The organism is Pseudomonas sp. HMWF006, assembly GCF_003061205.1.
GTDB classification, from domain to species: Bacteria; Pseudomonadota; Gammaproteobacteria; order Pseudomonadales; family Pseudomonadaceae; genus Aquipseudomonas; species Aquipseudomonas monsensis.
The window spans coordinates 1-13,710 of record NZ_QAIU01000086.1 but is presented as its reverse complement, the minus strand read 5'-3'; the positions used below and the strand labels follow the sequence as shown (position 1 = coordinate 13,710).

The 13,710-nt window shown below is 56.0% G+C and carries 17 protein-coding genes and 2 pseudogenes; 11 read left to right on the top strand and 8 right to left on the bottom strand.

The features are described from left to right. The 4 genes from DBR24_RS03415 to DBR24_RS03400 all read left to right on the top strand — a co-directional run. Positions 1-618: YbfB/YjiJ family MFS transporter (locus DBR24_RS03415; RefSeq protein ID WP_128613888.1), on the top strand; the 618-nt coding region annotated here is incomplete at its 5' end. 60 nt (positions 619-678) lie between these two features. Beyond that, a complete protein-coding gene (locus DBR24_RS03410) occupies positions 679-1,677 on the top strand; it encodes an NAD(P)H-quinone oxidoreductase (RefSeq protein WP_128613887.1) in 999 nt (332 codons plus the stop codon). Between the two features lie 113 nt (positions 1,678-1,790). After that, positions 1,791-2,735, top strand: coding sequence for an alpha/beta hydrolase (locus DBR24_RS03405; RefSeq protein WP_128613886.1), 945 nt, complete (start codon positions 1,791-1,793; stop codon positions 2,733-2,735). Between the two features lie 146 nt (positions 2,736-2,881). After that, on the top strand, positions 2,882-3,295 hold the full coding sequence (locus DBR24_RS03400) for a VOC family protein (protein WP_128613885.1): 414 nt from the start codon (positions 2,882-2,884) through the stop codon (positions 3,293-3,295). 57 nt (positions 3,296-3,352) lie between these two features. Here DBR24_RS03400 and DBR24_RS03395 read toward each other — a convergent pair whose 3' ends face one another. Beyond that, the gene (locus tag DBR24_RS03395; protein ID WP_123463306.1) at positions 3,353-3,682 is read right to left on the bottom strand and encodes a hypothetical protein; all 330 of its coding nucleotides are present in this window, start codon (positions 3,680-3,682) and stop codon (positions 3,353-3,355) included. A 148-nt stretch (positions 3,683-3,830) separates the two neighbouring features. Continuing rightward, positions 3,831-7,103, bottom strand: a complete 3,273-nt coding sequence (locus DBR24_RS03390; RefSeq protein WP_218278121.1) for a DEAD/DEAH box helicase — start codon at positions 7,101-7,103, stop codon at positions 3,831-3,833. A 162-nt stretch (positions 7,104-7,265) separates the two neighbouring features. Here DBR24_RS03390 and DBR24_RS03385 point away from each other — a divergent pair, with 162 nt between their 5' ends. Then, positions 7,266-7,538 (top strand): hypothetical protein, encoded by a 273-nt coding sequence (locus DBR24_RS03385; RefSeq protein WP_128613884.1) that lies wholly within the window; start codon positions 7,266-7,268, stop codon positions 7,536-7,538. A gap of 286 nt (positions 7,539-7,824) precedes the next feature. After that, positions 7,825-8,094 carry a hypothetical protein gene (locus tag DBR24_RS03380; RefSeq protein ID WP_128613883.1) on the top strand — a complete coding sequence of 90 codons (270 nt, stop codon included), beginning with the start codon at positions 7,825-7,827 and terminating at the stop codon, positions 8,092-8,094. A 331-nt stretch (positions 8,095-8,425) separates the two neighbouring features. On the opposite strand, the gene DBR24_RS03375 is transcribed toward DBR24_RS03380, so the two are convergent. The 3 genes and pseudogenes from DBR24_RS03375 to DBR24_RS03365 all read right to left on the bottom strand — a co-directional run bounded on the left by DBR24_RS03375 (position 8,426) and on the right by DBR24_RS03365 (position 9,593). Next, a complete protein-coding gene (locus DBR24_RS03375) occupies positions 8,426-8,818 on the bottom strand; it encodes a hypothetical protein (protein WP_256591259.1) in 393 nt (130 codons plus the stop codon). A gap of 44 nt (positions 8,819-8,862) precedes the next feature. After that, positions 8,863-8,937: pseudogene (locus DBR24_RS03370) on the bottom strand (DUF2280 domain-containing protein); the annotation flags it as partial. A 32-nt stretch (positions 8,938-8,969) separates the two neighbouring features. Next, the gene (locus DBR24_RS03365) at positions 8,970-9,593 is read right to left on the bottom strand and encodes a putative metallopeptidase (protein WP_128613882.1); all 624 of its coding nucleotides are present in this window, start codon (positions 9,591-9,593) and stop codon (positions 8,970-8,972) included. A 78-nt stretch (positions 9,594-9,671) separates the two neighbouring features. Between DBR24_RS03365 and DBR24_RS03360 the strand changes: the two genes are divergently transcribed. Further along, positions 9,672-10,118, top strand: coding sequence for a hypothetical protein (locus DBR24_RS03360; protein WP_128613881.1), 447 nt, complete (start codon positions 9,672-9,674; stop codon positions 10,116-10,118). Positions 10,119-10,177: 59 nt separating this feature from the next. Here the strand turns inward: DBR24_RS03360 and DBR24_RS03355 are convergent, their stop codons facing one another. Continuing rightward, positions 10,178-10,525 (bottom strand): hypothetical protein, encoded by a 348-nt coding sequence (locus tag DBR24_RS03355; protein WP_128613880.1) that lies wholly within the window; start codon positions 10,523-10,525, stop codon positions 10,178-10,180. Positions 10,526-10,628: 103 nt separating this feature from the next. After that, positions 10,629-10,952, bottom strand: coding sequence for a phage holin, lambda family (locus DBR24_RS03350; RefSeq protein ID WP_128613879.1), 324 nt, complete (start codon positions 10,950-10,952; stop codon positions 10,629-10,631). 477 nt (positions 10,953-11,429) lie between these two features. On the opposite strand from DBR24_RS03350, the gene DBR24_RS03345 reads away from it, so the two are divergent. The 4 genes from DBR24_RS03345 to DBR24_RS03330 all read left to right on the top strand — a co-directional run bounded on the left by DBR24_RS03345 (position 11,430) and on the right by DBR24_RS03330 (position 13,179). Next, the gene (locus DBR24_RS03345) at positions 11,430-11,711 is read left to right on the top strand and encodes a DUF2513 domain-containing protein (protein ID WP_128613878.1); all 282 of its coding nucleotides are present in this window, start codon (positions 11,430-11,432) and stop codon (positions 11,709-11,711) included. Between the two features lie 120 nt (positions 11,712-11,831). Continuing rightward, a complete protein-coding gene (locus tag DBR24_RS03340) occupies positions 11,832-12,131 on the top strand; it encodes a hypothetical protein (protein ID WP_128613877.1) in 300 nt (99 codons plus the stop codon). A 267-nt stretch (positions 12,132-12,398) separates the two neighbouring features. Next, positions 12,399-12,764, top strand: coding sequence for a hypothetical protein (locus DBR24_RS03335; protein WP_128613876.1), 366 nt, complete (start codon positions 12,399-12,401; stop codon positions 12,762-12,764). A gap of 91 nt (positions 12,765-12,855) precedes the next feature. Then, the gene (locus tag DBR24_RS03330; RefSeq protein WP_128613875.1) at positions 12,856-13,179 is read left to right on the top strand and encodes a hypothetical protein; all 324 of its coding nucleotides are present in this window, start codon (positions 12,856-12,858) and stop codon (positions 13,177-13,179) included. Positions 13,180-13,271: 92 nt separating this feature from the next. Here DBR24_RS03330 and DBR24_RS03325 read toward each other — a convergent pair. Then, a pseudogene (locus DBR24_RS03325) lies at positions 13,272-13,709 on the bottom strand (host specificity protein); the annotation flags it as partial. Position 13,710: the final 1 nt, after the last annotated feature.

Sequence of the window (13,710 nt, the reverse complement as noted above, 5' to 3'; positions counted from 1 at the left end):
TCACACGCCGTTGTCGAGCCTGAGTCGACACCTCCCGCCGTTTACGTCTTGTTCGCGCAATATGCATTCATGGCCGCAGGCCTGGTTCCGGCGATGGTCTTTCTGGTTGATTACGTGGCGCGTGGGCTCGGCGCCGGAGCGCATGTCGGTGCGCTGGTGTGGGTGATGTATGGCCTGGGCGCGATTGTCGGGCCGGTGAGTTACGGCTTTCTCGCCGACCGGTTTGGCGCGCGCGCGAGTATTCGAGCGGTGCTGGTGGTGCAAGCGATTGCCCTTGGATTGCTGGCGGTTACCCAGTCCTTCCTGGGGTTGGCGTTGTTGGCGGTGATCATCGGCTCATTCCCGCCAGGCATCGTGCCACTGGCGCTGGCGCGGGTGCATGAACTGGTGCCGGAACATCACCGCCAGCAGGTCGCCTGGAGTCGCGCCACGGTCTCGTTTGCCACCTTTCAGGCGCTGGCCGGTTTTGCCTATTCGGCGCTGTTCAATGCCACCGGTGGTCATCACGCATTGCTGTTCCTGATCGCTGGCGGCGCGATTGTCGTCGCGATATTGCTGGAGTTCGCGACCCATATCGGGCGCCGCACACACCCGCTGGCACACGTCTGCTGCGACTGACGGGAATCTTTGCGGCCCTGGCGCCTCCCATCTACACACCCTTTGCGAAGAGGTCTCACCATGTCTTTACCCAATGAAATGACGCGCATCGAAATCACCGAACCCGGTGGTCCCGACGTTCTGCAACCCAAACGTGTACCGTTGCCGGTGGCCGCCGAGGGCGAGGTGCTGATCCGCGTGCATGCCGCCGGCATCAATCGTCCGGACGCCCTGCAGCGTGCCGGCAAATATCCGATGCGACCGGGCATGAACCCGATCCCCGGCCTGGAAGTGGCCGGTGAAGTGGTCGCACTCGGAGCCGGCGTGGCCGCGTTCGCCGTGGGCGATCGAGTCTGTGCGCTGACCAATGGTGGCGGTTACGCCGAATACTGCACGGTTGCGGCCGGCCAGACGCTACCCATCCCCGACGGACTCGACTGGGTCCAGGCCGCCGCGATCCCGGAAACCTTCTTTACTGTGTGGGCCAACCTGTTTGGCCTCGGCGGCGCCAGCCGTGGGCAACGCGCGCTGATTCACGGGGGCACCAGCGGCATCGGCACCACCGCATTGATGCTGTGCCGCGAATTCGGCATCGAAGCCTTCGCCACCGCCGGCAGCCCTGACAAATGCGCAGCGATCCGCGAGCTCGGCGGCCAGCCGATCAACTACCGCGAAGAGCATTTCGCCACGGTCATTGCCGAGAAAACCGCTGGTCAGGGGGTGAATGTCATTCTGGATATCATGGGCGGCTCGTACCTCAACGATAATGTCAGCGCGCTGGCGATGGACGGCCACTTGGTGATGCTCGGTTTCCTCGGCGGCGCCCGGGCCAATGACGTCGATCTACTGGCGATCCTCGGCAAACGCGCGGTGGTGACCGGCTCGCTGTTGCGTCCGCGGACCACGGCGGAAAAAGCCGCAATTGCTGCGCAACTGCGCGAACACGTATGGCCGGCGTTGTCTGCCGGGCGCTGCCTGCCGATCATCGACAAGGTCTATTGGCTGAACGAAGCGGCTCAGGCCCATGCACACATGGAAGCCGGCGACCATATCGGCAAAATCGTCCTGCGGGTGACCTGAGCCGTCGCAGCATTTTGTAATCGTTGCCCGTGGACAGTGGTCGAAAAATATCCCGCACGGGCCGAGGCATCTGGTAAAAAGCGTTCTTTGTCTGTACCCGGGTGAAACGTTTAATGTGGCTCTCGTTCATGACTCGTCTGCGTCGCCGCCGTTTGGCGTTCGCCTGCATGGCCGCGTTGGTTATCGGCGTGCCGACGAGTTGTGCCGTACTGGAACATACCGAGCGCAAACTGCTGTTTCGCATAGAACCGGGCACCGCTGGCTGGTATCACGGGTTACCCGATAGCGTGCAGGAGCTGGACCTGCAACCCAAGCGCTTCAAGGCCGGGCAGAACATCCATGCCTGGTGGTGGCCGGCGGAAAAAGCCAATGCGCCGGCCATTCTCTATTTGCACGGCGTACGCTGGAACCTGACGGGCCAGCTGTTTCGCATCGAGCAATTGCGCGCAGCAGGCTATTCGGTGCTGGCCATCGACTACCGTGGCTTCGGCCAGAGCAAGGGCGACCTCCCATCGGAAACCAGCGTTTACGAAGATGCACGCGTGGCGTGGGAGCGCTTCAAACTGTTGCAACCGGATCCGGAGAAACGCCTGATCTACGGCCACTCCCTGGGTGGCGCCGTGGCCATCGACCTGGCGGCCGAACTTGGCCAGGACGCCGCGCGTCATCAAACACCCCTGCCAGTGCGCGGACTGGTGATCGAATCCACCTTCACCTCGCTGGCAGATGTCGCAGCCGCCGTGGCCAACACCTCGTTGCCCGTGCGCTGGCTGCTGTCGCAGAAGTTCGACTCCATCGACAAGATCGCCGACATTCATATTCCGCTGCTGGTAGTGCATGGTCTGGCCGACGCGTTCGTGCCGTCGCGCTTCAGTGAGCAACTCTTCAACGCCGCGCAACAACCGAAACGGCTGTTGCTGGTACCGGGAGCCACGCATAACAACAGCATGGCGTTGGGTGGGCAAAATTATCGCAAGGCCATCAATGCGCTGATGCAGTCCCGGCCTTTACCGCGTGTGGCAGGCCCGGCGCTGGTGAAAGGCTCCCGCGACTCCTGACCTGCCATCAGTCGCTTGAATCAAAAAAATTGCAGCATCGGCTGGCAATTCAGCGCTCCAGGGCTTTGCTGGATGGAGTCACTCCAAGGCGCAAGCTTCGGCGCACCCAGCCGCGCTTCGCCCTACTGCCTATTCGGGAGCCCATCATGAGAATCAACCCGTACCTGATCTTCAACGGCGACTGCCGCGCCGCCTTCACGTTCTACGAACAAGCCTTGCAAGGAAAACTCGAGGCAATGATGACCTTCGGCGAAACCCCTGCCGCCGAGCATGTCCCCAAAGAACACCACCACCTGATCATCCATACGTGCCTGAAGGTTGGCGACCAGATGATCATGGCCTCCGACACCACCCCCGATCGCCCGACCCAGGGCATGAGTGGTTGCTCGATCTCGCTGAACGTCGATAGCATTGCCGAGGCCGAACACGTGTTCAACGCACTGGCCAGCGATGGTCGCGTCGACATGCCGCTGGAAGCCACCTTCTGGGCTGTGCGCTTTGGCATGTTGGTCGATCGCTTTGGTGTGCCGTGGATGGTCAATTGCGAAAGCGAAAAATAACGCCCACGGTCCATCAGGCATAAAAAAGCCCAACCGGTTCAGGTTGGGCTTTCGGTTTTAGCGCTGCGCCAATTCATGCCGCACGCATTGTTCGTAATAGGTCTGTTTGACCGCCGCAGGCTTGAGCTTCGAAGTGCTGTTGTACGTCTGTTCGGTAATCCCCATCGCGGTCATGCGCATCCACGGCTGCTGGAATTTGCGCACCTGCAGTTGCTTGCGCGCGCCATACAACGAAATACCTGACAACTTGGACTGCTGCGCTCCTGCGGCAATTTCAGAACCCCAGGTGCAGGCGAAACGGTGACTCTTGCTTAATTCCTTCGCCTGGACTCCCGAGGCGAGGACAGCCAGGGAAAGCGTTGCAACGGTTATGACAATCGTCCGCATATAGCCAACCTAACCTTTTGAAAAAAGGCGAGTTTGACGAGAGCCGAGCAACTCGGGGGCCAGCAAATTGCCGCCTCGCTGACGACTGTCGCTCCGCAGCCCAAGGATCCCTGGAAGAGATCCTCGAAACTGCGCGTCTGCAAAAGCCTCAGGACAGCTGCGCTTCCCGCGTCTGTACGCTGGCCTTTGCACTGGCCAGCAGCTGACGGGCGACGTCAAAGTAGGGTCGATCGCCCCAAAGTGCCTGATCCCCCACGATGTACAGGTGTTTTTTGGCCCGCGTCACAGCGACGTTCAGCAGGTTCGGACTTGAAGCAGCCCAGTCAATCGCCCCCAAACGACGGGAATCGCAGCCCAGCACAAAGAACACGATATCGGCTTCCTTGCCCTGGAACGTGTGCACCGTGCCAATACAGGTACTGACCCACGAAACGAGATTGGTCGGGACCTGCACATCCGCCGGCAATGCCGCCCTCCATACCTGCTTATCTTCCAGCAGACTGACCAGGCCGGCCTTAACCTCGCGGAACGGGGTGATAATGAACACCGGCGGCAGTTCGGTTGCGCCTTCACTGGTAACGGACAAGTAGAGTCTGATCAACTCAGCCAGCAACCGTTGCCCCTGAGCCTGGATGTACTTGGTGCCGTCCTGCGATTCGCCGCTTACATTCCACCAGGCACTGACCCCCAGTATCGGGTGGGCGGTAATGGTCGAGTCCTTGGCATGTTGCATACGCTTGGCGTAGGCAATGCGGTTGGAGATCTCGAACATGGGATTGTCACACCGGCGATGCATGACCAGTGGAATGCCAATGTACTTCTCGGGATCCAGCGGGTGCGTGACGCCCTGCCCGTAGCCTCGATCAGCAAAGGTTTGTACCGAATGACTGTCAATGGCGTAGCGTGAGCGCGAATCGCCGAGCCAGAATGTCCCCAATTGCTCCAGCAGCCGGGTGGACTGCGTCACAACCGGTTCAATCTGCAACGGGTCGCCGACCACCACCACGTGCCTGGCCCGCATGATTGCTCCCACGGCGGCTTGTGGCGGAGCCTGACCGGCTTCATCAATGATCAACCACCCGAGGTCTTCCGCACCCAGTCCGGCAAACTGTGCGCGAATCGAGGCGAACGTGCTCGACACCACGGGTGTCAGCATGAAGAACCATTGCCACAGGGCACGGCGAGCAGGCGTTAAAGGCTGGCGCTCGAGCATCGCGGTCAGCGCGAAAATCAGGCTAGGGCTCGCCACTTCCAGAAAAAATGCTTCGTGCAACGTCATCGCCGCAACAAACAAATCGCTGCGGGCTTCGTTGAACCGGCTGCCCTGCCAGAACGCATGAGTCTGGTTGGCCTTGCTGTCCAGCGGTGTGCCGTCCCACAGATGGACGTCACACTCCGCGATCAATCGGGGCAGGTCCAGCAACTCACGCTCGAACTCCCGTACTGAATCAAGTTTCGTGCAGGCGTCCAACCATTGTTTATAGAGCCCTTTGCGAAACCACTGTGCCAGCCAGCGAAAGAACGACGGCCCCAGCTTTCGCTCGATCGCCTGCTGCTGACTTTTCAGGCGTTCGATCTGACGCGCAACCCCTTCAATCAGTACAGTCAGATTCTGCGGGCACAGGTCCGGTGCCGACGGCCACGTCGCCTTGATGGCAGGAAACGCCTTTTGCAACCGCTCATACAATTCGGCAAGCACCAGCAAACGATCACGCTGCTTATCGTGTACCTCGCGCGCCTTGAGGTAGCTTGCCTTGGCACTTTTGAAATCCGCTCGGCCTTTACCGGAACGATAGCGCCAATAGGTCATCGCACCGACGTCATCCCAACTGGCAAAGTCAACCTTGTCCTTATTCAGAAACTGCTCGCCAGGCTTGTCCGCTGGCGTGGCGGCACGGTTGACAAAAATATCGCGGAATCGTCGACGATTGCTTTTCTTGCCCAGTGCCGCCGACACCAAACCCCAGACAGGTTCGGGCGTGACCCACGGTTTACTGTTTCGAGTACCCGCATAGCGGGTCGCCACTTCCTTGAAGTAACCCCAGTCGGCAAGCTTGGCACCATCGACGCCTTTGAGTTGCGGCAACTCCAAGGACAGGTTCTCCACCGCACCATTGTTCGTGGACGCGACCACCATTTCAAAACCGGTCAACGCTTCAGACAAGAGCGGAATCGAAAAACTCTTATTGCCGAACACCGCAGTCACGCACGTTTTACTGACACCATCTTCAGCCTTCTCCAATCGAGCCAAGGCATCCGCCCGCTCGACCACCAGATGTGCGATCAGGTCCCGTAGCAATGTCGTCTTGCCGGTGCCCGGTGGTCCATTGACTGCCAGTACTGCGCCCGTGGCCATTTCGCGCATGCTGTTCAGCGCAAACTGCTGCATCAACGATTGGATGTGCCTGCTTTGCGCTGGCCAGCGGCCGGTGATGCCTTTTTTCGGGTGCAGTGTCGCTTGAATCGTCTGCTGGCCAATCGCGGTGTCCAGATCAGTTTTCTGCTGGTCGACCATCGACAGATAAGCCTGCAAGGCCCGTGGCGGCTGATCACTGTTCAGCAAATGTTTTGCCTGAGCAAGATCATGCACATAGAAGCTGTTGAGGATCGCCAAATCATCGACTGACGCCACTTCCGGCGTACTGTCAGCGTCTGCCTCCGATGTTGAGGTTTCGGTTGGCGTATCGCCAGGCTTGGGTAGCGGCCAGATATCCAGATAAGCCAGCTCTGCCTCTGGCGAGGCGAAGCCAGCCCATTCAACCACGCGCTGGGCAACTTCCGTCACCCATTGCGCTCCCGGCAGCTCTCCTTTATGACGCGACCAGTCATCGGCAAGCGTACGTTTGAGCGTTCGCACACTGTCGTCAAAACTCACTGCACACAGGGCACCGATATCCTGCTTGCACAACCGGCCAAGAGCCCAGGGCAGCGCAGAAACACTGAGGCCTTCGAAGTCGGGTTTACCGTTCGGATCAAGCGTCAGCCTGGCGTAACACGTCAGACCGACCGGCGCCATTTCGCCGTCCCGTACACGATTTATTTCACTGGTCAGAGGGCCGTCGACGTATTCCTCTATCAGCCGCGTGGCGTGGGATACATCGAACGGCAGCAGGTAGAGAACGCGGCGACGATCAAGGTACTGCTCCCACACGCCGTCTGCCAGGGACCGTTCACTGACCCGTTCGACGCTGCGCGAAGCCCTGGATTTTTCGAGGACCTTGTCCAAGTCATAGGCATTGAAAAACTCAACGCTGTGCCAAAAATCCAGCACGCGTTCGTGGTCGGCCATCGTCATGATGAATAAAAAATCCCTTACAAATTCCAACCTGAAGACACAGCGACCGCAGTTACCACACGAGGATAAAAGCAGGTCAGCCCGATAAGATGGCGAACAAGGTATCAGTAACCGTCCAGCACGCAAGTGCGGCGCCGCCGCTTTTCACACTCAGCGTTGCAGCATGAAGACTGTGTGTTCGAACCATGCCCCCCCACACCGCTCTTTAATGCCACTCGTCAGCCACGCTGCACCTTCACCAGAGATCCCCCATCAAACCAGTACATTCCTCGTGCTGGGAGCATCATCATGAACAAGACAATCGTAGCGCTCGGCTTGGCAGGTCTGCTTTCTACTTGCCCGCTACTGGCCTTCTCCGCAGACAAAAGTGCTGGATCAGCCGCCCCGCCTTCCGGTATTCCCGGTATCAACCAAGGTGGCTCTGAATCCAATAAGGACAAGGCGGACAAGAAGGGAGAGGAGTCATCTGGCTCCAACTCAGGGGCGGAGAACCATGAAACAGAGAAAGATGCAGCGACTTCGAGTGATTCCCAGGACATCAAGAAAGCGCCTAAACCTTAACGTTGCGGGATCTCGCAGCTTGACGTGAACTGCAGCCTTCTCAGGCAAAAAAATAGCCCGGCCAAATGCGGGGATTTTTTGTTCGCCTCAAACTTGATCCTTCTTGGCGTCGATCTACACTCTCTCGCACCGGCAGTAGCTCGTAACGGTGTTTTCTTGGGCCTCGTCTCACAGATATAAGGCTCGTGGGAAACTTTTTAGGAATGGATTCCGGAAACCATCGAATAAACGGGGCGTACTCCGAAAAGCCAAATGAGTAGGAATTTTAAATAGGGAGATTTAATTCATGACAGCTCAAGAACATCTTGTAGGTGGATGGACCCCTTATCACAAACTGACACCAAAGGATCAGGAGGTCTTCAAAGCAGCTTTGGAGGGCTTCGTAGGTGTTAGCTACACGCCTGAAGAGGTTTCTACTCAGGTCGTGAATGGCACCAACTACCGTTACCAGACAAAAGCTACGCTCCCAGGCTCACAAGACAGCTGGCAGTCGATCGTAGAGATTTACGCGCCTATCAACGGTAAGCCTCACATCACTCACATCCAGAAAATCTAACACTGTAATAAACTTCGGGTCCTTACATTCATGGGGCCCGAAGTCTGATTAGCGCCCTCACGCCAACCCTCCTTTGCGTTAACGAATATCGTGTTGACTTCTCGACTCGATCTCCGTGATTCCCCTGCTCCGTGGTGGCGGGCGTCGATGGTTCACGCTGCGCGCAGCGTGCCGGGCCGAAGCCTCCGCCCTTCTCCGCAAACACCGTGGTTGCGACTACTGCAAAGACGACATGGGGCGGTACGAACTGCCTTGCCGCCTCCATCACCCTGATATGTCGAGGCAGTTCAGGAAGCGCTGCGGCAGGAACAGCAGCAGGTGGCTGCATCAATCATTTCTGATCGGAAGATCTGCCAATCTCCTCACGTGTAGGCATCGTCCAGTCAGAGGCTCTTTTTTCGTAGATTGATGGTTCTGGCTTTGGCGTTTCGTAACAGAAGGCTAAAAAATAGATAACCAGTGACAACGCCCCAACGCCTGCACGCCCAAGGGGATCCGCGTCTTTGGAGAGACGTCCGCCAGGTGCAACGTGGATCGTCGCCCCCCGAATGTATGCAAACACTGCCTGACCGAAAAACACCTGCAAAATAAGCACTGTCCAAAAACTCTTCCAGTCTCCTGCGAATCGAGCAAATGCGTTTATAAGCGAGGCCGTCGACATCAACAGCAGTAACAAAAGCTGATAGCGCCTCAAAAACTTCATAGTTCCGTTTTGCAAATTCAAAACGCTTTCTCCAATCAATGAACTTTTAACTTGGCGTAGACAGGTACCTGAGTCGGCGTATCAAAGCAGGCCAACGCCTGCACAATGAAGCGCTTCACCTCATCTTTCAGGGCTGCCATATGGGTTCATTCCGTCAAGGTCCTGTCAAGGATCAGGCCGACTTGAGCAGACAGGTTCCGCAGGCCCTCGATATGTTCAATTTCCCCACCTCAGCAGGATTGTTTGCAGCGTCCACCAGCTCTTGAACCGCCGGGCTTGCACCGTAGCGACGCACCACACCGACGAACTCTTCAACGTCGTGTCCGCGCATCTCAAGCTTGGGCAAACCGTCTTGGGTGAAAGCTGGCTGACCGTACTTATCCGTCGCCTGGGTGATGTGATACAGCTCGTGTTCAACCAAGGCGCAGAAGTCAGCGTCGGAACAGTCGGCGCAGTAGTCGGCAGCCAGAGTGATGATGAAGGCCGGCATGTCGCCGAACCAATCCATCATCTGCTGCTCCATTCGGGCCTTCTGCCAGCCGCCGGCGCGGAAGGCTACCTGCTCGGCCTGTCCGACGACTGTGCGCCCCTTTTTCGTGAAGGCAGCAGATGCCCACATCACCCGAATGTCCGCATCGTTCAGATGGGCGTGGTCTTCGTTGTGGATGCTGCCGGTGTCAGCAAGGATCTGGGACTGCAGCCACTCCCACACCTCGGGAGCCGGGGTCAGGCGAATACCAAAGTCCGATTGCTCTGATAATTCGATAAGCGACAAGGGAGGGTATGGCCTATCCATGGATCACCCTGAGCTTGAAATGGTGGCTAATTGCCTGTATTTGTGTGCGCCTTTTTATTCGTAAGGACACTTATCCGCATGTTTTTTGCTCATGTTCGCCCCGCTGCAGCCTGCCTGCTTGCTGCCGCAACTCTCTTCGGATGCGTTGCTATTCCAGAAGAGACCTGGACCAACTTGGGTCCGTCTAATCTCGTCACCGAGGCTGGAAAAATTGTTTGCTACACAGATGCCAACATTATTGATGGCAAGCGGATTGTAGGTACTCTGTGCGCCACTCCGCGCTCGGGCTTTCTGAGCGATGGCGAGCCACAAGTTCTCGCAGGGGTGAATTACCGTCAACCGTTCCGAATAGACCTCAGTAAAGCCACAAAGGGCGAACAACTGCCATTCGGTGACAAGACGGGCCTTCTTGAATGCGCGCCAGATGAGGCCGACGGGGAAAAGTCCACCCCCGTGAAATTCTGCAAGGTAACAATCAATGGACAGGCTCTAGTCAGCGCTAAGATTACCTTCGCATACAAGTAACCAAGTCAAAGCCGCAGTAACCCTGCGGCACACCTCGGCCGTTAAATCCTTAACTGCGGCTACGCGCCCCACTGCGCTTTATAGGCCGCGACGTGATTAGGAAAGACATCAGCATATGCTGGGTACTCAATACCTAGCACGACCACTTCCATTTCATCCGTCTCAGAATTAATGGAGTAGTCAGCAATAGACGCACCGGAAGCAGGAACCTCCACTCCGTCTACGCGCACCATAAACTTGAAATGACGCTGATCACGCTGGGTAGAGGCCCTAACCCGTTCCTGGATACCGGAATATCCTGGACCGGGAATGAAGACACCGTGTGCAACCCCCATGGGTGGATCGCCATGCTCCAGCTCGGACCATCCGATATGCTGCCCATTACTGAAAATCTCGAATCGCGGCATGAGGCACCTAGAAAATCTGAATGAATTTCTTGCAGAGTAACTCAGCAGCCAGCATTACCGAATGTCGCTAGACAATTTGCTGAGTCACGAAAAGTGTCGCGACTTACTCTGCCTTGCGGTTCGGCAACTTGAAGTCAGTCACCCGATCCTCGATGTTGCGGATCTTCTCCACGCCTAGGAAGCCAACCCAGCCGCCGGCGAAGGTAGCCATGCTCTGGGGCAGGCAGAAGAAGTCCAGTCCGCTTATGATGGTCAGTGTGAGGCCGCCGCAAATGGCGCCCTCCACCAGCATCTGGCGACGAGTACCGCCACCGTAAGTGATCCGCAACACGGCCATAGCGCAAGACAGCACAGCCGCATAGAGGATCAGCGAATGCTGGCTCAACCACGCAAGCGCTATCGCCCATGTGTCTGGTTTGTCTGGCATCTCGGTTCCTCCCCGTCAGGGAGTGGTGGTCATTTAGCAGGCATCACCTGCAGATTTGAATCAGCTCCAACGGCACTCCCAACTCAGAGCAATGGGTGTGGCGGCTGAGATGGGTGCCTTCTTCAGGTGTGACAATCGACCCGAAAAATTGGACCCGTGACTGGTTGGGATTGTGGGACTCCCTGATAGAAGTCATTAAGGAAGTGGATATTCAGACGCGGCAACCACCATGGCAGGTGATCCACGGGAAAAAAGATCAAGAAGCAGCATAATTACGTTTAAATGACGGCGTTTTGAGAATACTTTTCCCATAGTGCACGAGTAACGCGAAACGCACATGAACCCACGAACCCGGCCAAGCGCCGGGTTTTTATGGCCAAAATTCCCTAGGCTCTGCTTGAATCTCCATTTTTTGTGCTCGATTTCAATGTCTACACTTATCTAGCGAACATTTACGTCGTTAGCTGGGGAGTAGGCATGAAAAGAGATTTGGTTTTTAGCGCAGGGATACTGTCCCTACTTGAAGGGTGGATGGATCCGCTAGGGGCGGATCACTACGACATCGTCAGTCACTTTCTAGAAGATGCAGACCCTCTAGAAGAAAGTGAGCACGCAGTGCTTAATGAAAATGTTAGCTATCACGTGGATCTACTGGAGTCTGCTGACTTAATCAGGAGAAACAGTCAGTCCGGTGATGAAACTATGTACTACGCCCTGACTTGGGCTGGTCATGACTATCTTGACGACAGCAATCGATAAAACTGCGTTTATTTCGGTTTTTTGACTTTTTAAGCCCAGCCGATGCGTTGGGCTCCTTTTTTCTTGTTGATCAGTTAGAGTTTGCCGCTGAAAATCCAACGTCAGCAAGGACGATCAATAATGACGCAAAATGTCGGTAGCACTAAGCACAATTTGTTGGACATGTATGCTTGTGTTCAGAAAAATGCTCCGCTTACTGTGGGTCAGTATCTGGACGATTTTTGCCCAGAGCGGCATAGCAATCCTCAGCATGCAGAGTATGCGGGGGTGTTGTTCGAAATGTTCCAGTCAGTTTCCAATGACGAATTATTTGACATGGTTCTACCCGTCACAGAGACTTCAGTAATACGGGGGTTCACTCCGACCGCCTTGGCTGGCATGAGTATTCTTCTGAAGATGGCTGAGCGCAAATTAATCTGACGAGGTCCACACGAGCATAGATTCAAGCTCGTCATTTACCAAACCTAGCCTTAGAGCTGGGCTTTTTTACGCCTCGAATTTACCTGTAGGAAGGCCTGGACGTCGATAGCTGGATAGTGCGACGTACGGAATCAACACCGGCAGCACGTGCGCCGTAAGTTTCAATTGGTAGCATTAGGATGCTTCACCCTCAGTTCCCCACCCCTGATTTTGAGTGGTGATGGTATTATGGTGGCCACCATTCAAATCAGCGTTTAGAGGGATCTTATGCAGTCGTTTTTGTCGAAGACTTTTGGCGGGCTGACAACCAGCTACTACATCCGTCAGTTTGTTTTTGGATCGCTATTTGCGATTATGATTTTGTCGCTCGCTGCGCATAGCCCGACCGGCCTGATGGCTAAGCCGGGGCTAATTTTTATGTCGATTGTCTGTACGCTGCTTTACCCCTATTCTCGATTTGTATACGAGAGTGTTGTGGGCTACGTGATGGGTGAAAATGTATTCTTCGTGAATGCCATCCTTATGCTCATGGTGAAAGGCTTCACGATGGCCATGTGCTGGTCGTTCGCGATTTTCATTGCCCCAGTTGGCCTCGCGTACCTCTACTGGCACAACAGCCGACAGATTTCTTGAGTTGCGTAAGTCCAGCCATCGCGCTGGGCTTTTTGTTGCGACATTGAAATCTTTGGGTAGGATTCACCTTCCACTACGATTGGAAGACGCAATGACTGAAGTAACCGTAAAACAATTAGATGCATCACAGACCTCTCTAGCCAAAGGATTGGTGCCGATCACGCCAGATTTTTGGGTTGTGTACCACGACGGAATTATCGTTTGCGTCTCGTCAAAGAGGAATGCTTTTGCTCTTAAGGCGTATATCGAGGAAAAAGCACTCCTTTGTAAGTTCCTCAACACAATCCAGCTAGATTACGTTGCTAGTCTTAAGGGGAAAAACCTAGCTAATTGCGCAAGTAAAGAATACAAAAAATGGCTTGAAGATCGGTGGGACACTCCACCACCACCAGGTGATAGCTCTCTTCACCCCTAGATTGAGCTCCGGGCATTACGCTCCTGCACTGATGCAGGGCTTTCATCCTTGGAAAATATTATTGCGGTAAGCCTGGACGTCGATAGCCGGATAGCCACGTCGATCGCGTACTCAATGCGGTACCCGCCGACATTGCCCTGATCATCTGAGCGTTGCAGCGCGGGCCAGGCCAAACGAATACGCACGGCGGAAAGCTGGGTGTTGGTGGTCGAGCGCACCCACGGCGTATCGCTGCGAAGCTCGATGTTCAGCGACGTCTCGTTCTCTACGGATGGAATGCCCGGGATATAGGTCTGATCCACCGAGCCCGGCCGCCAGTCCCACTTCACATTCGGGAAGTTGTAGTTGCCGCTGGCATCGCGGATCGGCGTGTTGTCCAGGTAGATATCGTAGTCCGTCGGGACGCTGTCGAACTCGCCCTCGCCCACAGCGATCAGCAGCTTGGCCAAGTTTGTCGAGCGAAGGCTGTCGCTGGCTTCAACCGGCGACTTCGGCTTGCTGCTGCCGCCCTTCTCGCCGTAGACCTCAATC